This is a genomic window from Mesorhizobium sp. WSM4808, from assembly GCF_055811675.1.
This window is the reverse complement of the sequence record NZ_JBVVQX010000006.1, coordinates 302,272-324,439: the sequence shown is the minus strand read 5'-3', so window position 1 is coordinate 324,439 and position 22,168 is coordinate 302,272. Positions and strand designations below refer to the sequence as shown.

Genomic DNA, 22,168 nt, shown 5'->3' with positions numbered 1-22,168 from the left:
ATGGGCACCCTGACGATCCGCAATCTCGACGAGGATTTGAAGCAAAGGCTGCGCGAGCAGGCCGCCAGACATGGCGTGTCAATGGAGCAGGAGGCAAGAACCCTGTTGTTGGAGGATGTAGCGGCAGTCAACAAGCACGACGACGATGTCGTCACGGCAGAGGAAATCCTCGAATTCGGTCGACGATTGCGAAAAGTGGACTTCGACCAGAAAAAACTAACGGATGAGCTCTGGTCCTTCATCGAGGAGGACTGACTGTGGTGATCGACACCTCCGCGATTTTGGCCATCCTCAAGCAGGAGCCTGATGCACCGGTGATAGCCCAGCGCCTCTCCGGAAATCAGCTGATGTTTATGAGCGCCGCGACCCTGATGGAATGTGGCACGGTCGTCGTCGGACGTTATGGGGCGGCCGGCACAGCTGAGTTGAGAGGCCTTCTAGAAAGACTGAAAGTCACGATCGTCGCTCTCACTGCCGAACATGCACAGGCCGGCATTGAAGCCTATGCCCTCTATGGCCGCGGCGCTGGCCATCCCGCCAAACTCAACATGGGCGACTGTTTTTCCTACGCCCTCGCCAGGACGCGAAACCTGCCGCTGCTTTTCAAGGGCAATGATTTCATCCATACCGATATCGAACCGGCGCTGAAGCCGGCATGACACTCGATAAGAACTGGTCTTGGGCATGAGCCTCTCCGGCAAGCGCATCCTGCTCATCATCGGCGGCGGCATCGCCGCCTACAAGGCGTTGGATCTCATCCGCCGGCTGCGCGAGCGCGGGGCCGCGGTTCGGGTGGTCATGACATCGGCCGCGCAGGAATTCATCACCACGCTGTCGGCCGGCGCGCTCTCCGCCGACCATGTCTTTACCGAACTGTTCGACCGCCAGGACGAGCACGATGTCGGCCACATCAGGCTGTCGCGAGAGGCCGATCTGCTGGTGGTGGCGCCCGCCACCGCCGACCTGATGGCCAAGCTCGCCAATGGCCACGCCAACGATCTGGCCTCCACCGTGCTCATCGCCACCGACAAGCCGGTGTTGATGGCGCCGGCCATGAACCCCAGAATGTGGGCGCATCCGGCTACCCGCCGCAACCGCGCGACGCTGCAGAAGGACCGCGTCACTTTCGTCGGTCCGGCCAGGGGCGAGATGGCCGAAAGCAATGAAGCGGGCGAAGGCCGCATGGCCGAGCCGCTGGAGATCGTCGCCGCGATCGAGGCACTGCTCGACGTCGGCCCGAAGCCGCTGTCGGGGCGCAGGATCATCGTCACCTCCGGCCCCACGCATGAGCCCATCGACCCGGTGCGCTACATCGCCAACCGTTCGTCCGGCAAGCAGGGCCATGCCATAGCGGCAGCACTGGCCAGGCTCGGCGCCGATGTGCGCCTCGTTTCCGGCCCAGTCGACATTGCCGATCCGGCTGGCGTGAAGACCATCCATGTCGAACGTGCGCAGGAGATGCGCGACGCGGTGGAACAGCTCCTGCCTGCCGACGCGGCGGTGTTCGTCGCCGCCGTTGCCGACTGGCGAACCGAGAATTCAGCCGGTGAGAAGATCAAAAAGGTCGCCGGCGAAGGGCCGCCGGTGCTGCGCATGGTCGAAAATCCCGACATTCTCGCCGGCGTCGGCCATCACAGCCAGCGACCCGGCCTGGTTATCGGCTTCGCCGCCGAGACGCAGGATCTCCTGAGCAACGCCGAGGCCAAACTCAAGAAAAAAGGCGCCGATCTCATCGTCGCCAACGACGTGTCGCAGGGAAGCGGCGTCGGTTCTTCGGGCGTGATGGGCGGCGATCGCAACCGGGTGCGGATCGTGTCAAAGGCTGGCGTCGAGGAATGGCCGGAGATGAGCAAGGACGATGTGGCGGCGCGGCTCGCCGCCTTGATCGCCGAAAGGCTTAAAACCATCATCGTTTGAACCGACGCAGAGACGTTCTGAGGCAGTGACGCACTGCCCTGCCGCGAGACGACATTCAGGCAGCGCTTTAAGTCCTGCGGCTCTACCTCAATTGGTCAAAAGCTGCGCGGTCCGGGCAAGCGCGCCGGCGAAGCCGTTGAGCGGAATGGAAAAGTTCACCGCTTGTCCGGTATCTGCCGCGAAAGCGTCGATCTTCAGTGTGGTGCCTGATTTCAGCAGCGGCGTGACAGTCGCATCGAACACCACCGGCACCAGACAGCCGACGACCTGGCAGGTGTTGAACGCCAGGCTGCCGTCCAGCTTCTGATCGTCGATGGTCAGGCTGACCCCCTTGGCCAGCGCCAGGCCGAACGGCAACGCAAGCGTGCCCGTGGCATCCTCGCCGGTCTTGCTCGACAGCTCGATCGCCAGCAGCCGCTGATTGCTTTGCTTGTTGAATTGCTGATGCGACAGGCTGCAGGTCTTGGCCGTGCCCGATATCTGGCAATTGACCGTCCAGTCGCCGTGGGTTTCAGACAGTGCCGACGCGCCGCCGGGCAACTGCGGCGCATCCGCGGCAGCGGGTGCCGCGACCGCCTTGTCGCTCTTGGTTTGCGCCGCCACGGCCGCCACGCCGACGGTGCAGGCAACACCCAGCATCGCCACGAAATACGCGTACTTCCTCATCAAGATCCCTCCCGCCCGGCTCCGCCTCGGACCAGCTAGAAACTGACCTTGAGAGACGCGCTGATCGCGTTCTGTTTAACCGTTTCGCCGAAGGCGCCATTATATCTGACGGACATGCCGACGCCATTGACGCCGTTCAGCTCAAGGCCGGCGCCGACCCGATAGAGCGGCGAATCGACGGCCTCCGTCAAGTGCAATGCGGGGTTGCCAGGCAGATTCTCCGCCGCCGCGAAGCGACCTTCGATTTCCCACTCCTTGTCGGAAAACTCCACGCCAGCCTTGCCGTAGACGCGAAGGCTGGCAATGTCGCTGAGTGCAATGTCGGTACCGATCTCGAAAGCCGGCGTCGCCGAATAATACATGTTGGCGCTGCCGTCGAAGTTGAAGGCGGCAACCGAGCCCACTTCCTTGCCGGAAACACGCAGCCAGCGCGCGTCGAACTGCAGGGTCGGCTGCAGGTAGAAAACACCCATCTCCTGCGTTATGCCGAGCCGCGCCGAACCGCCGAACTGGGCGGTTTTCTGCGTGTAGGTGACACTGTTGCCGATGCCAGGCAGCAATGCCTCCGGCAGATAATCGCCGATCAGCGTTTCGCCCGGAATGAAGGCCACCTGATCGAGATGCGTATCGCGCTCGCCCTTGAAGGAGCCGGTGCCGCCGCCGACTGCGAAGTCGATGAAGTAGTTCTTGTCGGCATATTTCGCCAGCGCATACGCCTGCCAGGATTCGCCTGTCGTGGCCGACAGCAATTCGCCGTTGAAATCGATCTTCGAGTCGAATTCGGTCCGGCCTATCGTTGCGCCGAGCGACCAGTGCTGGCTGACCTCGCCAATGCCGCCAAGCGACATCGTCTTCATGACGTCGTCTCGGCTGGTGGTGCCGGCCCCAGCGTCGCGGCTGTACTCGGCTTGCGGACTGATCGACGCCCAGACACAGCGTCCGTCGGGATCCTTGTAGGCGGGAACGCCGGTGCATTCGCGCGCCGCCTCCAGCATGATGTCCGTGGAGCGGTTGATCATCTCGAATGTGTGCACGGCATAGTGCGGCGTCAGCCGCGTCAGGGCCGAGCCGAGCTCCATTTCATCGGGCAGGAAGCGCAGCATGTTGATCAACAGCGCCATCGGATTGTCTGGGCTCGAAGAAGCCTCGACATCATCGAGATACTGCGCCATCTGGAAGACGCCGGGATCGGTCGTGCCGGAGTTAGGATCCTGTGCCAACTCCAGGAAAGTCGGATTGTCGGCATAGAGAACCAGATCCGTTCCGCCGACCACCTTGGTCAGGAAATTGAAGCCGACCGCCGGATGCAGCGTCGTGGGCGTGATGCCGGAATCGGTCATCGCCGATCCGGTGGCCAGCACATATTCGGCGAACAATTTGTCGATCGACAGGAAATTCAACGGCGCCTCACCATCGAAGTCTCCGGCCACCGTTAGTGCCAGGGCATCCGTGATCTGGTTGTTGAGATCGACGTCGGTGACGAAGTCGCCCGAGAATATCTGCGTGAAGCCGCCCGTGACATCCACTTTGGCCACGACGCCGATGCCCTGGTTGGTAAACAGCCCGTCATTGGTGAACTTGCCGCCGCCGAGATCGATGGTCTTGAGGCCGACCATCGAGGCGTCGGCGATATTGTGGAAGCTGTTCGTGCCGCCGCCGAGGTCCATGTTGCCGATCACCCGTCCGAGCGTGTCGGCAATCTTCGAATTCTCCACATGGTCATCGCCCGATGTGCCGGTGATAGCCAGTGGGCTGAAATCGTCCAGAAGCGATTCCAGGATCGCATTCGTCGGCACGACGGGACCGGGCGCCAACAGGAAGGCTTGGAATGCCTGAAATTGCGACGCCTGGATGGTGAAACTCGGCGTTGCCCCCATCGCATAGAGCAGGCTGTGGTTGTTCAACGTGTTGTCTGCGCCCCCGACAAGCATCGCCGCCACGCCGGTTCCGGCACCGCCGATCGTGTACTGGCCATTCAGGTTGATGGTGATGTTGCCCTTGGCGCCCTTGGCCGTGCTCTCGCCATAGACAGCCACGGAATCCGCACCTTGCGCGAACAGGCTGTCACCCGCCGTCAGATCGACCGCATGGGCATTGCCGTCGCCTGTCGCGCTCTGGCCGAACATCGCATACGAACTTGCGCCCTTGACCCAGACCTGGCTGTCCGTGCTAGCGGCCGACGCCGCAGCGTCGCCGATACCACCTTGCGAGCCGGCCGCCGACTGGCCCATGGCCAGCGAATCCATGCCGCCGGCGCCACCGCCACCGCCCACCGCCTGGGCAACGACGCCGTGGCCACGGTCGCCATCGGTCTCAATGGCGCCGGACTGGATGATGGTTACCTTGCCGCCGGTGCCCTTGGTGCCACCAGGCGTGTTGAAGCCGATGGCGTTTGGCCCGCCGCCGTCGTCGTCGGCGCCAAAGCGGCCGAAACCGGCACCACCGATGCCGCCGCCGCCACCGACCGACTGCGCGATGATGGCGATGGAATCCTTGCCCGTCGTCGTGATCGTGCCGGTGCGGATGACGGTAACATCGCCGCCATCGCCGCCATTGCCGCCGAGACCGCCAATGGCCAACGCATTCGAGCTCTTGCCCTTGGCGTCGCCGCCATAGCCGCCACCGCCGCCGACCGATTGCGCGACCACGCCATGCGCGCGCTCGCCATGGGTGATGATGGTGCCGGAAACCGTGACATCGACCTTGCCGCCATTGCCGCCATTGCCGCCGAAGCCGCCAAGCTGCAGCGCAACCGACTCGTCTCCCGCCGTGTCGGCCGATACCACGCCGCCATAACCGCCGCCGCCGCCGACGGACTGGGCGAAAATGCCGAGCGCTCCATCCTTCCAGGTTTCGATGATGCCGTCATTGTTGACCGTGACATGGCCGCCATTGGAGCCGTCGCCGCTCGGCAGAGAAATCGCGCCGCCGATCGTCATGGCCTCCGAAGCGTTGGCCGCGGCACCCGAAGCACCGCCGCCACCGCCTACCGATTGCGCGAAAATGCCGTGCGAAAGATAGCCGAGCGTGGTGATCTTGCCATGATTGTCGACGATTACGTCGCCACCGCTGCTGCCCCCACCGCCCAGCCCGCCGATCGCCAGCGTCACCGACGTTTCCGCGCTGCCTGTCTCGGTCGAGCCGGCGCCCGCCGCGCCACCGCCACCGCCCACCGATTGCGCGAAGATGCCGTGCGAATTATCGCCCTTGGTCAGGATCTCGCCCGACCCGAAATTAGTCACATGAACGGTTTCGCCACTCTTGCCGCCGGTGCCGCCGGCGCCGCCGAGGCTCAAGGTTATGGCCACATTGGAGTCCTTGGCCGAGGTGCCCGAAGCGCCGCCGACGCCGCCGCTGCCGCCGATCGACTGCGCCAGTATGCCGTGCGAATAGGCCTTCTCGGTCTGGATCCAGCCGCTGTTTTCGACATTGACCTTGCCACCGTTACCGCCAACGTTGCCGGACCCGCCCAGTGACAGGTTGACACTGACTTCCGATTCATCGGTGTGACCGGTGCTTTCGCCGGCGCCACCGGCGCCACCGCCGCCACCCACCGACTGTGCGAAGATGCCGATGGAACGCTCCTGCTGGGTCCAGATGCCGGCCGTGGCGAGATTGAAGACGTCGACTTGGAAAGCGCTGCCACCGCCGCCGCCTGCCCCGCCAAGCGCCCCACCGATCGCATATTTACCCAATACGCCCGATGTCGCCGAGCCGCCGACACCACCACCGCCGCCGATCGAGTTGGCGCTGATACCATACGAATCGGCGCCGTCGGTCACGATCAGGCTCCGGTTGGTAACAGAGACCGTGCCGCCATTGCCGGCACCACCCGCGGCGAGGCCGATCGCCGCGCCGATGCCGACGGACGTCTCGCCTTCGCTGCCTCCGCCAACGATCTCCTCGTCGGTCGAAGCCGCGCCGCCGCCGCCGCCGCCGCCGACCGACATCGCCAGGATACCGATGGAATTGAAGCTCTGGGTCCGGATTACCCCGGAATTGTCGACATGCACGCCGGCGCCGATGACGTTGTTGCCGTCATCCAGGCGGAACAACGCCGCATCGTTGCCGGAGCCGCCCGAACCGCCAATGCCGACATTGACGGTGACACTCGTCTCGCTGGTGCCGCCAAGGTGGAACGCCTTGGCGTTGCTCGATCCGCCCATGCCGCCGCCGCCGCCCAGCGATTGCGCGACGATGCCTGAGGAGAAATCGCCCTTGGTCGTCAAATTGCCGGTGTTGATCACGTCGACCGCGCCGGAGATATTGCCGGTGCCGCCCCCGCCTCCGACGGTCACGTTGGCCGCAACGTTGACGCCTTGGCCGCCGCCCAGATCGGCGGTCGCACCGTTGGTCGAGCCGCCATTGCCGCCGCCGCCGCCGATCGACTGCGCAAGGATCGCCGCGCTCATGTCGCCATCCGTCTGCACCGTCATGGCATTGTGGACGAGCACATCGTCGCTGACATTGCCGTCGCCGCCGCCACCGCCGATGCTGACGGTCGCGTTAACACTGACATTGACGCCGTAACCGCCAGCCGCCGCCCAGGAATCGCCGCCATTGCCGCCGCTGCCGGCAACCGACTGGGCAAGAATGCCGCCAGCCTGGTAAACCTTGGTGACGATGCTGCCGCCGCCGCTGAGGCCGGTATCGACGATCACCAGGTCGCTCCTGCCACCGTCGCCGCCCCAGCCGCCGACCGTAACGCCGAGGCTGACATTGACGCCGTTGCTGACCGAGCCGGCCATCGTGGCCGCACGGCCGCCATTGCCGCCGCCGCCGCCAATCGACTGTGCCACGATGCCGCCCGAGCCGACCGCGTCGGTGTCGGCGATGATGTTGCCGTCCGCCCTGACCGTAACCTTGCCGCCAGGGCCGCCATCGCCGCCCTCGCTGCCAACCGAAACGCCGACAGCTGCCGATGCGTAGAAACCGGCGCTGAAGGCTCCGGAATAGGCATTGCCGCCATTACCGCCGCTACCGCCGACCGATTGCGCCAGGATGGCCTTCGCGCCCGCGCCGCCGACGTGGATGTCGCCCTTGTGGGTGACGGTAACCTGATCGCTCAGGTTCGCATCGCCGCCGCCGCCGCCGATCGCGACGCCAGCCGCACCGAATATACCGACCGCGACCGCACCGGCGCTGCCGCCATTGCCGCCGCCGCCGCCGACCGATTGCGCCAGGATGCCGTGCGCGAGCGCGCCTTTGGTGGTTATGTTTGCTGTGTTTTTGACCTCGACCTGGCCACCTGCCCCGCCAGCGCCGCCCTGGCCACCGACAGCGACAGCCGCAAAGGCACCACCGGCGCCCGCCAAGCCTCCGTCACCACCTGAACCACCGACCGACTGCGCGAAGATGCCGATCGAGAGGTCCCTGTCAGTGGCGATCCGAGCCGTATTTTCGACATAGACTTTCTGGCTGCCACCACCGGAACTGCCATTGCCGCCCAGCGAGAAGGAAGGTCCGCCAACCGTCACCGCAAAGCCTCCGGAGCCGCCGCCACCGCCGACCGACTGCGCCATGATGCCGTGCGACTGAATACCTTCGGTCTGCACGACGGCGCCGTTGATGACATCAACGGTGTTGCCGCCGCCACCGCCGGCGCCCTTGCCACCGATCCCGATGCCGAGGCCCAGGTTCAGTCCTGCGGAACCGCCGCCCGTGCCGCCGCCACCGCCGATGGATTGCGCGACAATACCCGTCGAGCGATCGCCGATCGTATGGATCAAGCCGCCACCAATTGTGGCCCTGACCGTCTCGGCCTCGCCGGCCGCTCCGCCTTTGCCGCCGATGCCGATCGTCGCAGCGATAGCGCCATTGAAGGAAAAGCCGCCATTGCCACCGCCGCCGCCTATCGATTGAACGATCAGGCCAGCGGAGTCGGCGCCGTGGGTTGTGATATTCGTGGTGGTGGAGTTGTAGACGACCTTGCCCGCGGCGCCGCCGCCGGCGCCACTGCCGCCGATGCCGACGGTCAAGCCAAGGCCGACACCGATGACGCCGCCGCCATTGCCGCCGCCGCCGCCGATCGATTGCACGATGATACCGGCCGACCTTTCCTTGAAGGTCTCGACCGAACCATTATAGGTCGCATCGACCGCCTTGCCCGCGCCTGCCGCGCCGCCGCCACCACCGATGCCCAGATTGGCGATCGCGCCAAACGTGCCGACGAAGCCGCCATTGCCGCCACCGCCGCCGACCGACTGTACGACGAGGCCGATCGAGTCGGTGCCGCGCGTGATGATCGATTGCTGGCCGCCATTGGCGGTGCGGAAGAACACGTCGCCGCCATCGCCGCCGCCGCTGCCCTTGCCGCCGATTCCAACGCTCGCTCCGAAGAGGGCGCCTTCCACGACAAAGCCGCCATTGCCGCCGCCGCCGCCAAGCGATTGGACGACGATGCCTGCCGACCGGTCCTGCAGGGTTTCGACCGAGCCGCCGGTGGTGACGTCGACCTTCCTGGCGAAGCCGCCTGAACCAGCCGAGCCGCCGACGCCTACAGCCACGAGACCCGCGCCACCGAGAGCGAAGCCGCCATTGCCGCCGCCGCCGCCCACCGACTGGGCGAGGATGCCGATGGAATCGGTGCCGCGCGTCGTGACCTTGGCGTTTGCGATGTTGTAGGTGACCTCGTCTCCGTTGCCGGCCGCGCTGCCGCTGCCGCCCACCGAAACAGACACGATGCCGCCAAGCGCAAAGGCGCCACCGCCATTGCCGCCGCCGCCACCCACAGACTGTGCGAGGATGCCGATGGCCGAACGACCGTTGGTGTCGACCGTCGGACCGGTCGCGGCCTGGTTGACGTTGACGGCTCCGGCATTGCCGCCGGTTCCGCCGCCGCCGCCGATCGCGACAGCGACTGCCGGGGCGACCGACAGGGCAAAGCCGCCATTGCCGCCACCACCACCGACCGACTGAGCCAGAACGCCATGCGCGCCGTCGCCGCTGCCGTCAGCGCCAGTTGTTATCGTGCCGCCGACATTGGCGATGACAGTCCCGCCTTTGCCGCCGCCGCCGGCTGTGCCGCCGATCGACACGATGCCGGCTGCGCCGCCGCCATCGCCGCCGCCGCCACCGATCGATTCGACCAGCATGCCAATAGCACCCCGGCCATTGGTGGTGATGTTGCCGGTGTTGGTACCGGTTGCATTGGCGCCATCATTGCCCGCGCCGCCGGTGCCACCGCCGCCGAACAGGCCGAAGGCGTCGCCGCCGCCACCACCGCCGCCGCCGACCGACTGTACGGCCATGCCGCTGGCGAAATCACCATGCGTTATGATGCCGCCCGAATTGCTGCCCGTGGCATTTCCGCCCAAAGTGGCGCCGCCGCCATTGCCGCCGCCGCTGACGACCCCGACGCCATCGGCGCCATTGCCACCCACACCACCTGCCGACCGCACCAGCATGCCATAAGAGGCCAATCCCGATGTTTCCACCTTGCCGGCGTTGCTTGCCGATGCGGTGCCGCCGGAAGCGCCATCACCGCCGTCACCAGCATCGACGCCGAGACTGACGATGTTGTCACCGCCCTGGCCGCCATTGCCGCCGCTGGCATTGGAGAAAATGCCGTAGGAGAAGTCGCCCGTCGTCATGATGTCGCTGGTGCCAGACGCAACCGCGTTGGCGTTGCCGCCGGTATTGCCGCTTCCGGCGTCGCCGCCGAGGTTCGCGATCGCCGGCAGGGCGCCGCCGCCACTGCCGCCATTGCCACCGACCGCAGAAGCTTCGAAGCCATGATGTCCCGTGCCGATGGTCGACATCACAGCGTTGTTGAGAATGTCGACGGATCCACCCACGCCGCCATTGCCGCCCTCACCACCATTGGTTTCAATGGGCGTTCCAGCCAGGCCTTCGCCGCCGTCGCCGCCATCGCCGCCATTGGCAGTGCCGACAAATCCAGATGCGTTGACGTTTATCTGCGGAGCGTTGTTTACGGCTCCAGGGGTCGCATTTGTAATCGATCCGCCGGGATCGCCATTATCGCCATCTGCGTCAAAGCCACCAGGTCCCCTGTCCGGAGCATCCGGGCCGTTCTCGTCTATGACGAACTGAGCATGCGCCGCCGGTATCGGCGGAAAACCCACCAGCGCGGTGGCGCCGAGGAGGACCATCAACCGTCCGGCAATCACACCTGGCCGGCGACGGCGACCCGAGCCAGACGCTTCTTACGCACGTGCCACCGGTCCAAGTTTGAACAAAGTCCACGCTTGCGCCGCACGAAGCGAACAAGGCGAACTGCCGGGCAGCGCTTGGCGGGCAAGCCCTGCTTGCTGGGATACCTCTGCCACATGGGCATTGGCAGCATCGATACCGGAACCCGGAACCGCGAATGCGCGTTTGATGGCAAAGCCACCACGCTTTGAAAACAAAGCCATGCACTTACCCCCCGTTTTACGGGGGCGCGTCTCAATGCCTGCTTAAGGCGACGCCACCGCTATGCTCATGCAATTGCAATAAGGATGCCGGCACTGCGCAATAAGGTTCAATGCATTAAAACAGAGCATCCGCGTTCCCACTTGCGGAGCTCTGACTCAATTAGAATACATTAACTTATGCCGGATGAAACCGAAAATTTACGTGCGGACACTGACTAAAGCCGCTGACGTTTCATAGTCGTCATATGACGACTATCTGCGGTTCACTGCTGGAATCGCAGAACAAAGCGATCGGACTGCCCGATTTCGTGATGCTCGACCCGCTGGCCATGGCATCGCCGCGCAAACGTCCTATATCAGTGGGCAGAGTTTTTTGCGCGGGAATGAGCGAATGTCGGCACTTCGGCCATCAACGATCTTCACAGTGGCAATGCTGGCCACGGCAGTGCTGGCGGGCGTTTGCCTGCCGGCTTCCGCGCAAGCGCTCAATTCCGCTACCGGCAACAATGCGCTGATCCGGCAGAACGACCTGCAAATCCTGCAAAACAGGATACAACGGCAGCAATATCAGCAGCAACAGCAGCAGTACCGCGCCCAGGACCGCCAGATCGTTCAGCAGCCGCCCCCGGTCGTGCAGCAGCTCAAGCCAAGCTGCCAGACCCAGATAATCGGCACCACCGCCGTGAGCAATTGCCGCTGACATCAAGGCGTTTTTCATTTATTTAGCCGACTTAGGTATTTCGAGTGTCTTTCGGCACATGCGAAAGTTTTGGTTTTGCAACGATGCCTTGTCGCGCTATGCGGCATTGCATCGACTGGATTGACGAATGGCAGCCACCAAGAAAAAGGCCGTACGCAAGGCAAAGAAGGGCGAGAGGATCCGCCAGGTGGCGGCTATTCCCTTTCGGCTGACCGCGCGCGGCGGCATCGAGGTCATGCTGGTCACGTCGCGTACCACCAGGCGCTTCATCGTCCCCAAGGGCTGGCCGATGAAGGGCAAGAGCGGACGCAAGGCGGCCACCATCGAGGCGCAGGAGGAAGCCGGCGTGCTCGGCAAGACGCTGAAGCAGCCGGCGGGTACCTATTCCTACTGGAAGCGGCTGGCCAATCGCTTTGTCCGCGTCGACGTCATCGTCTATCTGCTCGAGGTGAGTGAGGAACTGGCCGACTGGCAGGAAGCCAAACGACGCCAGCGGGCCTGGCTGGCGCCAGCCGACGCGGCCATGCTCATCGACGAGCCGGATCTTTCAACGTTGGTGAAGACGCTGAAGCTTCCTCAGCCTTTGCAGGTGGACCAGGCGTAAAGCCTCACTCGCCGGGCTCATCGCTTTCGGGAAACGGCCGCACCGGCGTGCCGGTATAGGTCCACAGCCATTCGCGCGGCAGCGGCCCCTTGTTTCGCTCGGCCTGCTGCGACTGCTCCCAGGCATGCGCAAGGATGCCGACCGAGCGCGACAGCACGAAAAGCCCTCGCGTCAGCGCTGGCGGAAAACCGAGTTCGCCATAGATGACGGCGGTAGCGCCATCGATGTTGAGCGGTATTTTTTTCCTCTTGCGTCGCGCGACGTCCGCCTCGATCGCTTCTGCAATATCGGCGAAACGTCCGTTGACGGCACCGCGTGCGGCAAATTCGCGGGTCAGTTCCAGCAAACGCGGCGCGCGCGGGTCGACGGGATGGAAGCGATGTCCGAGCCCCGGCACATAGCCCTTCTCCTCGGCGAAGAACCGGTCGAGCCTCGCCGAGACCGCTTCATTCAGCGTCATCCCGGCATCGATCGCCACGGCAATGTCACCATAGAAGGAAAGCGCCTGCTCGCCGGCGCCACCGTGCACGTCGCCGAGAACGTTGATGGCCGAGGCCATGGCGCTGTTGATACCGACGCCGCAGGTTGCGGCCATGCGCGCAATGGCGATCGATGGCGCCTGCGGTCCGTGGTCGACGGCGGCTCCCAAGGCAATGCCGAGCAACTCTGCCTGGTCCTCGCTGGGCAGTTCGCCGCGCAGCATCAGCCAGATGACAGCCGGGAAGCTGACGCGGCCGATCAGATCCTGGATCTCGTAGCCGCGCAGCCGGATGACACCAGGCCGCATCTCGATGATGTCGGTCTGCCACCATTCCTCGCCGCGCTCACGGCCCGTCTTCTCCGTGTCGCTCATGCGCGTGCCTTTGCCTTGCCGCGGGGTGGCAGGTCGGCGAACACCTCGCCCATATGTTCGCCGAGCGCCGGCGGCGGCTTTGTCGGCAAGGGCGCCTCGCCATCGACCATGAAGCCGCCGCGCAGAACGGTCAGCGGCTTGTCCATGCCGGCCACATCATCAAAATTCGCGGTCACCCGGCGTTCGAGCACTTGCGGCTCGGCCAGCACTTGCGGGATCGTCAGCACCCTGCCGGCAGGCACGCCGGCGCGATTGAGCATCTCTTCCCAGGCAGCCGCCGAGGCGCCCGCCAGGGCGTCCTCAATTTCGACTTTAAGCGCCGCACGGTTGCGCTTGCGCGTCTCGCGCTCGGCAAAGCGGACATCGGAGGCCAGTTCCGGCCGGCCGATCAGCCGGCACAGCGCCACGAACTGCTCCTGCTTGTTGGCGGCGATGTTGACGAGCCCGTCGCCGGTGCGAAACGTACCGGAGGGTGCCGCAGTCATGTTCTCATTGCCCATCGGCTTGGGGTCGATGCCTGCGGTCAAATAGTTGGAAACCGGCCAGCCAAGCGCGGAAAGTGTGCATTCGAGCATCGAGACGTCGAGAAAGGCACCCTCGCCGCTCGTCTTCTGCCGCACCAGCGCCGAGGTAATGGCGAACGCGCCGACCAGTCCGCCAAGCGTGTCGGCCACGGGATAGCCGACCCGCAGCGGCGCCGTTTCCGGTGTTCCGGTGATACTCATGATCCCCGACAGGCCCTGGATGATCTGGTCATAGGCGGGATTGTCGCGCATCGGCCCGGTCTGGCCGAAACCCGATATCGCGCAATAGACGAGGCCTGGACGGACCGTCTTCAGCGCCTCGTAACCAAGCCCCAGCCGATCCATCACGCCCGGGCGGAAATTCTCCACCAGGGCGTCGGCGCTGGCCACCAGATCGAAAAAGCGCTCGCGATCGGCTTGCTGCTTGAGGTCGAGCACCACCGACCGTTTGCCGGCGTTCTGCGCCAGGAACGATGCGCCCATGCCGGCGCTGTTCAGCTTTGGCGAGCCGCCGAGCTGGCGGGCCAGGTCGCCGCCTTGCGGCGCCTCGACCTTGATCACATCGGCGCCGAGCAGCGCCAGCTGATAGGCGCAGTAGGGACCGGCCAGGACGTTGGTCAGGTCGAGGACGCGGATACCGGAAAGCAATTCTGTCATGGCATCATTGGATCGATCAGGCATCGCCGGGCACATGCTCCGGTCCTCGCCGACGCCGATGCTCGATGAAGGCCCAGATATGCGGGCTGGCGAGGCCGATGAAGGCGAGCGTCAGCAGCGTCAGCGACAGCTTGTGGGTGTAAAACACCGACCAGTCGCCATTCGAAATGGTCATCGCCCGGCGGAACTGGGTTTCGGCGAGCGGTCCAAGGATCATGCCGATAATGACGGGCGCGGTCGGGAAATCGAACCGCCGCATCAGGAAACCGGCCGCCCCCAGGAGATACAGGATGACGAGGTCGATGGGCGATTGCGAAATGCCATAGGTGCCGACCGTGGCGAACACCAGGATGCCGGCATAAAGCTGCGGCGCCGGGATTTTCAGCAACCGCACCCACAGCCCGATCAGCGGCAGGTTGAGGACGACGAGGATCACGTTGGCGATGAACAGGCTGGCGATCAGCCCCCAGACGAGGTCGCCCTGGGTCGTGAGAAGCAGCGGCCCGGGATTGATGCCGTAGCTCTGGAAGGCCGACAGCATGATCGCCGCGGTCGCGGAGGTCGGCAGGCCAAGCGTCAGCATCGGCACCAGCACGCCGGCGGCGGAGGCATTGTTGGCGGCCTCGGGGCCGGCAACGCCTTCGATGGCGCCGACGGTGCCGAACTCCTCCTTGTGCTTCGACAGCTTCTTTTCGATGGCATAGGACAGGAAGGTCGGGATTTCGGCGCCGCCGGCCGGCATGGCGCCGATCGGGAAGCCGATCGCAGCGCCGCGCAGCCAGGGTTTCCACGAACGCCCCCACTCGGCCGCCGTCATGTAGAGCGAGCCCTTCAGCGGCACGATCTCGTCCTTGCCGGCATAGCGGCGCGAGGCCATGTAGAGCGTCTCGCCGACGGCAAACAGGCCAACCGCGGCAATGATGACATCGACGCCATCAAGCAGTTCGTTCGTGCCGAAGGTGAAGCGTGGCTGGCCGGTCTGCAGGTCTACGCCGATCATGCCGATGACGAAGCCGGCGAACAGGCTGGTCAGGCCGCGTACGGAAGACGAGCCGAGCACCGCCGAAACGGTGATGAAGGCCAGCACCATCAAAGAGAAATATTCGGCCGGACCAAAGGCCAATGCGAACTTGACCACCACCGGCGCCAGGAAAGCGACGCCCATCGTGCCGATCGTGCCGGCGACGAACGAGCCTATCGCCGAAGTGGCGAGTGCCGCGCCGCCGCGCCCGGAACGCGCCATCCTGTTGCCTTCCAACGCAGTGACGATGGTGGCGCTTTCGCCGGGCGTGTTGAGCAGGATCGACGTCGTCGAACCACCATACATGGCGCCGTAGTAGATGCCGGCGAACAGGATGAAGGATGCCTCCGGCGCCACCTGATAGGTGATCGGCAAAAGCAGCGCGATGGTCAGCGCCGGCCCAAGACCGGGCAGCACGCCGATGGCGGTACCGAGTGTGGTGCCAAGCAGGCACCACAGAAGGTTGACCGGGGTGAAGGCAACCGAGAAGCCATGTGCGAGATGTCCGAGCGTTTCCATGGCGTCAGCCCCTCAACATGGTGATGAACGCATCGATGACCGTGTTCAGCTGGTTCTCGATGAAACCGGCACCGATGTTGACGCCAAGCGCCCTGGCGAAGCCGAAATAGGCGGCCAGCGCCAGGATCAGGCCGAGCACTGCGTCACGCAGCGTGCGCTTGCTGCCGAAGCCGTAGCAGACCAGAACGAACATGATGACGGATGCCATCGTGAAGCCGAGCGGCCGGATGAGCAGCAGATTGGCGAGCAGGCCGATGACGACGAAGCCCATCGCCTTCCAGTCGGTCGGCGTCTCCTTTTCCTCCTCCGGCTGCCAGCCGCCGCGCAAGGCAGCGAGGATGAGCAACAGCGAAAGAACCACCAGGCCGAACATGGTGAGGTAGGGAAAGACGGTCGGGCCGACCTTGGAGTAGAGCGGCGACACCGGGATTGCCAGCGTCTGCCAGGCGACGGCGCCGGCGCAGGCCAGGAGCCCGATGCCGATCAACAATTCCGGCACGGCAAGGCGCCACGGCGCCGCCTGCTGGTCGCTGGTGCTCATCGGTATCCTCCCAAGATGGCCGGCATCCTCCAGCCCGCCGCATCCGCAGTTTCGCCGCATCATATGTCCATGCGGCAGGCGAGATGGGAAGGGGGCGGCACTCTAACCGCCCCCTGAAGACATCAGGCGAGGCCGAGATCCTTGAGGATCGCGGTGATGCGGGCCGTGTCCTCGGTGAGGAATTTTGCGTAGTCGTCGCCAGTCAAAAGGATGGGCGTCCAGTTGCGGTTTTTGCATTCGGTTGCCCATGCATCGCTCTTGGCCATGGTCTCGATCATTGTGACCATCGCCGCCTTGTCGGCGTCGGAAACGCCGGGCGGTGCGAAGACGCCGCGCCAGTTGAACAGTTCGACATCGATGCCGGCCTCCTTCAGCGTCGGTGCGTCGATGCCGTCCTGACGCTTGTCAGCCGAGATGGCGAGCAGCCGCAGCGCGCCCGCCTTGACCTGCTCGGAGAACTCGCCAAAGCCGGAGATGCCGGCCGCGACCTGGTTGCCGAGCAGCGCCGACAACGCCTCACCGCCGCCGGCGAACGGCACGTAGGACAGGTTTGTCGCCGGCACGCCGACCGTCTTGGCAATCAAGCCGAACAAGATGTGATCCGAGCCGCCGGCGGAGCCGCCGGCGACGGGAACCTTTGTCGGATCGGCCTTGAGCGCGGCGACGAAATCAGCGGCCGTCTTGAACGGTGACTCCGCCGGCACGACCAGGGCCTCGAACTCGCCGGTGAGGCGGGCGATCGGGGTGACTTGCGTCAGATTGTTCGCGGCCTTGTTGGCAATGATGGCGCCGACCATGACCATGCCGGCAACCATCAGGGAATTGCCTTTGCCGTTCCACTGGCTGATGAATTGCGGCAGCCCGACAGTGCCGCCGGCGCCGCCGACATTGGTGATCTGCGAACCCGAGATCAGCTTTTCACTGCGCAGCACCTGGTCGATCGTGCGCGCCGTCTGGTCCCAGCCGCCACCCGGTGCGGCAGGCACGAAGAGCTGTATCTGGGGCGCGCCTTCGGCGTAAGCGGGAGAAAGATGCGACGTCATCAGCCCGGCACCCACGGCTGCGGTGCTCATCAAAAATCTGCGTCTGTTCAGCATGGGGATTCCTCCAAATCACGACACCTCCTCCGGTGCCCGCCAAAACGCGCCTGCATCCAGACCCGTCATCGATTTCAAGCAGATGTTACGGAGTTCTGTCAACGGAAACGATATTCTACTGGACAGAACGATTTGGGGCGCGACAGAGTCGCGTCGCTCGGCTTTCTTCAAACTGGAACCACCATGGACTCGCCAAGCAAATCGGCAGATGGGGAAATAGATCGCACCTCGGCGGACGGTGTTGCCGCGCTTGATCGGGCCATTGCCATCCTCGATGCCTTCACCACGGATGACCGGTCGCTCAGCCTGGCCGAAATCGCGGCGCGCACCGGCCTCTACAAGAGCACCATCCTGCGGCTTGCGAATTCCCTCATGCGCGGACGATTGCTCGAGCGCCTCGACAATGGACGCTACCGCGTCGGACCCGCGACCTTTCGGCTCGGTGCGCTCTACCAGCGTTCGGTCGTGGCGGTCGATATCCTGCTGCCGATCATGCGCGATCTTTCCGAGCGAAGCTGGGAGAGCGTTGCCTTCTATGTTCGCTCGGGCGACGTCCGCACCTGTCTCTACCGCGTCGAATCCAAGCACCCGATCCGCTACACGATACGCGAAGGCGACGTATTGCCTTTGCTGCTCGGCTCGGGAGGCCGCGTGCTCGCAGCGTTTTCGGGCCAGCAGGGCGAACCTTACGAGACCATCCGCAAGACCTGCAACTGCCTCGCCGTGGGCGACCGCGACCCCGAGACGGGGGGCGTGTCGGCGCCGGTGTTCGGCCCGGGAGGCGTCCTGCTCGGCGCCTTGACCCTGGCTGGACCCAGCACGCGCGTCGACGCGGCATTTCTGCAGCGCATGAAGCGGCCGCTGCTCGAGGCGGCGGCCCGCGCCACCCGCGCCTTCGGCGAGGACGCCTCCATGCTCGAGCGGGCAAGCCTGGCAGCGGACGCCATGCCGTAGAACACGTTCTCGTTGGAAGCCCCGCTCAAGTCAGTTTGACCAGACCACAGCGGTTCTTGGCGCGGCCCGCCTCGTCATCATTGCTGGCGACAGGCGCCATCATGCCGGCGCCGGCAGCTGTCAGCCCGCGGCTCAGGTCACCGCGCCAGCAGGATGGTCGGAGTGTCGTGATAGGTGGTCTTCACCACTTCCCGGTAACCGCACTTCGCAGCCACCCTCAGCGACGCGCCGTTTTCCGGATCGATGATGCAGACGGTCTTCTCGCGCCCGAAAATCTCTTCGCTCCACGCCAGGATGCGGCCAACCACCTCGGTGGCGAAGCCCGCCCCGTGCACGGCCGGAACCAGCGCCCACCCGGCCTCGGGAATGCCTTCGATCGATGGTTCCATGTCGCGCTTCAGGTCGTGAAACCCGGCCTCGCCGATGAAGCGTCCGGTCGCCTTCTCCTCAATCGCCCAGAAGCCATAGCCGAGCAGCGACCACAGGCCGGCGTGACGCAGGAAGCGCATCCAGCTTTCTTCGCGCGTGCGCGGCTTGCCGCCGATGAAGCGGGTGACGACGGGATCGGTCCACATCGCGGCATAGGTGTCGAAATCATCCAGCCGGTGTGCCCGCAGGATGGTGCGCTTCGTTTCGATGACAGGGGCGCTGGTCGCTTGTGGATTGTTCATGGGATCTGCCTCGTACGGATCGCCAGCGCTTAGCAAATCGCCGGTGCGGCGCAAGGGGCCAGCGCAACACGGCCCATCATCCAGGCGCCGCTATGGGAATTTTGCGAGACGGTGTTATTTTTTCACGGCAGGCCGATTCAACGCCTGCCAGCGCGACCTTTCAGGCGCGCATTGCTGCCGTCAACCCCAGGGAAAGAGCATGGACACCACCGATCTTGTGCTTGCGATCTTCCATCATCTGCTGGTTTTTTCGCTGGCGGGGATCATCGGCGCCGAATTCGTCCTGATCCGCGGCGATCTGGGCGCTGCGACGCTCAAGAGGCTCGCCGGCATCGACCGCCATTACGGCATCATTGCCACGCTGATCATCGTCGTCGGCATCGGCCGCGTCTTCTATGGCCTCAAGGGCTGGGAATTCTACGTCTACAATTGGGTGTTCTGGGCCAAGATAGCGGCGTTCGTCATGGTCGGCCTGCTGTCGATCATCCCGACCGTCCGCTTCATATCCTGGAACAGGCAGGCGAGCGGCAATGCCTCGTTCCAGGTACCGGCGGCCGAGCTTGCGTCCGTGAAGACTTACATCCGCGCCGAAGCTTTCATCTTCCTGCTCATCCCGGTCTTCGCCGCGGCGATGGCGCGCGGCTACGGCTATTGAGGCCGAACTCTATTCGCAAGGTGGTCTCGATTATAAACTAGCGGCAATCTCCTGGATAAAATCCAGAAATGCTCTGACCTTAGCCGGCGGCAGATGGCGCGATGGGTGATAGGCGTAGAGCGGATAAAGTTCTTCCGACCACTCCCGCAGGATCGGCACGAGGTCTCCCCGTGCCAGGAACGGCGCAAGGCCGATGGCGAGGCTTTGGAAAATGCCTTGGCCCGCTACGCAGGCTGTGACCGCGACGGAAGGATCATCCAACACCAGGCGGCTTGAGATCTTGACCCTGACGATCTCCCCGCCCCGGAGAAACTCCCATGGAAAAGGAAGGCCGGTTTGAGGATCACGGAAGAGAAGCGCCTCGTGATGGACGAGGTCGTGCGGCGACTGTGGCTGGCCGTGCCGTTCGAGATAGGCCGGCGCCGCAACTGTCAGGATCGGGGTTTCCAGGAGCTTGCGTATGATGAGGGATGAGGCATCGGGCGGCCCGAAGCGTATCGCCACGTCCACGCCGGTCATCATCTCCTCGCGGTAGTTGCTGGTCGAGAAATCCAGCATCAGCAGCGGATAGCGGGCGAGGAACCGCTGCAGCCCGGCCGCGAGCACCATGCGTGCGAACCACGGGTCCACCGATACGCGCAGCCGGCCGCGTACGAGCGCCGCCGCGCCCGCGGCCTCGGCAGCCGCCTCATCCAGGCCTGCAAGAAGCGGCATCACTTGTGCGTGGAAGCGGCGTCCTTCCTCGGTGAGGGTGACTGCACGCGGATTGCGATCGAACAACCGCACGCCGACCCGCGCCTCCAGACGCGCGACGGCCCGGCTTACCCCTGAAGGCGTCAGGCCGAGCATCTCCGCGGCGCGAGCGAAATTCCCAGCCTCCGCAACCGCTGCCAGAACCCCGACGCCGGTCAGAAGCCGCGTGTCGAAAACCATTCGATTCCCCTTCGCCTCCGAGGCGAGCAATAGTGAATCTGAGTCACTGTAACATTGATTCTAATGCGCGTGAATCATGTCATGGCACGACTTACAAGTGACGTCCTGGCAACATTGCGGGCGAGCGGCCGGGAAAATCGGATTTCCCTCGATCCAGAAAGGAGTTGGTCATGAACCAGATCACACGCAGAACCATGCTTCAGCGCGGAGGAATGCTGGGGGCCATTCTGGCTCTCGATACGGTCAGCCCCGCCTTGGCCAAAAGAATGCCAGCCGGCTCGTCAGTGCAGTTCAAGGCGATCGACGCCGCCTTGCAGGCAGGCGTCTCAAACGACGACGTAGCCGGTGTCATCGCCGTCGCGGCGACGCGCAAAGGCATGGTCTACGAAGGTGCCTTCGGCAAGGCCAACGTCGCAACGGGCGCACCGATGACGCTCGACACGGTATTCTGGCTGCTGCCGATGACCAAGGCGTTCACGGCGACGGCCTGCATGCAGTTGGTCGAACGGGGCCGCCTGCATCTGGACGATGATGCGTCGAAGTACCTGCCGGAACTGGCCTCTCCACAAATCCTCGACGGCTTTGCCGAGGATGGAACGCCGCGACTGCGGCCGGCCAAGCGCGCGATCAAGGTTCGCCATCTGCTGACGCATACCTCCGGCTGCACCTACTCGATCTGGAGCGAGGCTCTGACCCGCTACGAGAAAGTGACGGGCATGCCCGACATCGCGACCTGTAGGAACGCCGCCTTCACCGCCCCACTCGAATTCGAGCCCGGCGAGCGATGGGAATATGGCATCAGCATGGACTGGGTCGGCAAGCTGGTCGAGGCGGTGTCTGATCAGTCGCTCGAAATCTACTTTCGCGAGAACATTTTCGCGCCGCTCGGCATGAAGGATTCAGGCTTCCTGATCGGGACCGAGCAGAAGCGGCGTGTCGCCAGCTTCCATAGCCGCCGCGCCGATGGCGGGCTGGAGCCGGCACCCTTCGAGATGCCGCAGCGGCCGGAGTTCTTCATGGGCGGCGGCGGCGCCTTCTCGACGCCGCGCGACTACATGGCCTTTCTGCAGGCGCTGCTGAACGGCGGCACGCTGCATGGCGAGCGAATCCTGCATCCGGAGACGGTCGCCATGATGATGCAGAACCAGATCGGCGAGCTGAACGTCCAGGAGATGCATTCGGCGCAGCCGTCCTATTCCCGCAGCTTCGACCAGTTCCCGGGACAGCCGCATAAATGGGGTCTGTCTTTCGACATCAACATGCAGGCAGGACCGAACGGGCGCTCCGCCGGCAGCATCTCCTGGGCAGGTCTGCTCAACTGCTACTTCTGGCTCGATCCGGTGAAGCATGTCACAGGCGCGCTCTTCACCCAGGTCCTGCCCTTCTACGACGAGCGGGTCGTCGCGCTCTACGGCGCGTTCGAGCGCGGCCTCTATGCCGGACTTGCCTGAACCCAGGCGATCGACATCAACATCTGGAGA

General features: G+C 64.4%; 17 protein-coding genes. 8 read left to right on the top strand and 9 right to left on the bottom strand.

The features are described 5' to 3' along the window. The 3 genes from AC0L2U_RS13950 to coaBC are packed head-to-tail and all read left to right on the top strand — an operon-like array spanning position 1 to position 1,917. On the top strand, positions 1-255 hold the full coding sequence (locus AC0L2U_RS13950; protein ID WP_473602046.1) for a FitA-like ribbon-helix-helix domain-containing protein: 255 nt from the start codon (positions 1-3) through the stop codon (positions 253-255). A gap of 2 nt (positions 256-257) precedes the next feature. Continuing rightward, the gene (locus tag AC0L2U_RS13945) at positions 258-659 is read left to right on the top strand and encodes a type II toxin-antitoxin system VapC family toxin (RefSeq protein ID WP_128288352.1); all 402 of its coding nucleotides are present in this window, start codon (positions 258-260) and stop codon (positions 657-659) included. 25 nt (positions 660-684) lie between these two features. Then, on the top strand, positions 685-1,917 hold the full coding sequence (gene coaBC, locus AC0L2U_RS13940; RefSeq protein ID WP_128288353.1) for a bifunctional phosphopantothenoylcysteine decarboxylase/phosphopantothenate--cysteine ligase CoaBC: 1,233 nt from the start codon (positions 685-687) through the stop codon (positions 1,915-1,917). Between the two features lie 87 nt (positions 1,918-2,004). Here the strand turns inward: coaBC and AC0L2U_RS13935 are convergent, their stop codons facing one another. Together AC0L2U_RS13935 and AC0L2U_RS13930 are read right to left on the bottom strand one after the other, a co-directional pair. Beyond that, positions 2,005-2,583, bottom strand: a complete 579-nt coding sequence (locus tag AC0L2U_RS13935; RefSeq protein WP_127379941.1) for an invasion associated locus B family protein — start codon at positions 2,581-2,583, stop codon at positions 2,005-2,007. Positions 2,584-2,618: 35 nt separating this feature from the next. Next, complete coding sequence (locus AC0L2U_RS13930; RefSeq protein ID WP_473602045.1) at positions 2,619-10,694, bottom strand: autotransporter outer membrane beta-barrel domain-containing protein; 8,076 nt, start codon at positions 10,692-10,694, stop codon at positions 2,619-2,621. A 655-nt stretch (positions 10,695-11,349) separates the two neighbouring features. On the opposite strand from AC0L2U_RS13930, the gene AC0L2U_RS13925 reads away from it, so the two are divergent. Together AC0L2U_RS13925 and AC0L2U_RS13920 are read left to right on the top strand one after the other, a co-directional pair. Continuing rightward, positions 11,350-11,658 (top strand): hypothetical protein, encoded by a 309-nt coding sequence (locus AC0L2U_RS13925; RefSeq protein ID WP_127270866.1) that lies wholly within the window; start codon positions 11,350-11,352, stop codon positions 11,656-11,658. Positions 11,659-11,785: 127 nt separating this feature from the next. Continuing rightward, positions 11,786-12,262 carry an NUDIX hydrolase gene (locus AC0L2U_RS13920; RefSeq protein WP_127396748.1) on the top strand — a complete coding sequence of 159 codons (477 nt, stop codon included), beginning with the start codon at positions 11,786-11,788 and terminating at the stop codon, positions 12,260-12,262. Positions 12,263-12,266: 4 nt separating this feature from the next. On the opposite strand, the gene AC0L2U_RS13915 is transcribed toward AC0L2U_RS13920, so the two are convergent. The 5 genes from AC0L2U_RS13915 to AC0L2U_RS13895 all read right to left on the bottom strand — a co-directional run bounded on the left by AC0L2U_RS13915 (position 12,267) and on the right by AC0L2U_RS13895 (position 17,474). Further along, positions 12,267-13,115 carry a citryl-CoA lyase gene (locus AC0L2U_RS13915; RefSeq protein WP_128363060.1) on the bottom strand — a complete coding sequence of 283 codons (849 nt, stop codon included), beginning with the start codon at positions 13,113-13,115 and terminating at the stop codon, positions 12,267-12,269. Beyond that, complete coding sequence (locus tag AC0L2U_RS13910; RefSeq protein ID WP_127396746.1) at positions 13,112-14,296, bottom strand: CaiB/BaiF CoA transferase family protein; 1,185 nt, start codon at positions 14,294-14,296, stop codon at positions 13,112-13,114. Before AC0L2U_RS13910 ends, AC0L2U_RS13915 begins: the two co-directional genes overlap by 4 nt. A gap of 16 nt (positions 14,297-14,312) precedes the next feature. Then, on the bottom strand, positions 14,313-15,836 hold the full coding sequence (locus AC0L2U_RS13905) for a tripartite tricarboxylate transporter permease (protein ID WP_128363061.1): 1,524 nt from the start codon (positions 15,834-15,836) through the stop codon (positions 14,313-14,315). Positions 15,837-15,840: 4 nt separating this feature from the next. Continuing rightward, complete coding sequence (locus AC0L2U_RS13900; protein ID WP_473602044.1) at positions 15,841-16,377, bottom strand: tripartite tricarboxylate transporter TctB family protein; 537 nt, start codon at positions 16,375-16,377, stop codon at positions 15,841-15,843. Between the two features lie 122 nt (positions 16,378-16,499). Further along, positions 16,500-17,474 carry a Bug family tripartite tricarboxylate transporter substrate binding protein gene (locus AC0L2U_RS13895; protein ID WP_352580998.1) on the bottom strand — a complete coding sequence of 325 codons (975 nt, stop codon included), beginning with the start codon at positions 17,472-17,474 and terminating at the stop codon, positions 16,500-16,502. 183 nt (positions 17,475-17,657) lie between these two features. On the opposite strand from AC0L2U_RS13895, the gene AC0L2U_RS13890 reads away from it, so the two are divergent. Then, entirely contained in the window at positions 17,658-18,428 is a 771-nt protein-coding gene (locus AC0L2U_RS13890) for an IclR family transcriptional regulator (RefSeq protein WP_127397554.1), read from the top strand. 137 nt (positions 18,429-18,565) lie between these two features. On the opposite strand, the gene AC0L2U_RS13885 is transcribed toward AC0L2U_RS13890, so the two are convergent. After that, positions 18,566-19,099: a GNAT family N-acetyltransferase gene (locus AC0L2U_RS13885; RefSeq protein ID WP_127379946.1), complete on the bottom strand. Its 534-nt coding sequence runs from the start codon at positions 19,097-19,099 to the stop codon at positions 18,566-18,568. A 199-nt stretch (positions 19,100-19,298) separates the two neighbouring features. On the opposite strand from AC0L2U_RS13885, the gene AC0L2U_RS13880 reads away from it, so the two are divergent. Beyond that, a complete protein-coding gene (locus AC0L2U_RS13880) occupies positions 19,299-19,754 on the top strand; it encodes a DUF2214 family protein (protein WP_127809330.1) in 456 nt (151 codons plus the stop codon). Positions 19,755-19,784: 30 nt separating this feature from the next. Here the strand turns inward: AC0L2U_RS13880 and AC0L2U_RS13875 are convergent, their stop codons facing one another. Further along, positions 19,785-20,687 (bottom strand): LysR family transcriptional regulator, encoded by a 903-nt coding sequence (locus AC0L2U_RS13875; RefSeq protein ID WP_127809329.1) that lies wholly within the window; start codon positions 20,685-20,687, stop codon positions 19,785-19,787. A 170-nt stretch (positions 20,688-20,857) separates the two neighbouring features. On the opposite strand from AC0L2U_RS13875, the gene AC0L2U_RS13870 reads away from it, so the two are divergent. Further along, positions 20,858-22,138, top strand: a complete 1,281-nt coding sequence (locus AC0L2U_RS13870; RefSeq protein WP_473602043.1) for a serine hydrolase domain-containing protein — start codon at positions 20,858-20,860, stop codon at positions 22,136-22,138. Positions 22,139-22,168: the final 30 nt, after the last annotated feature.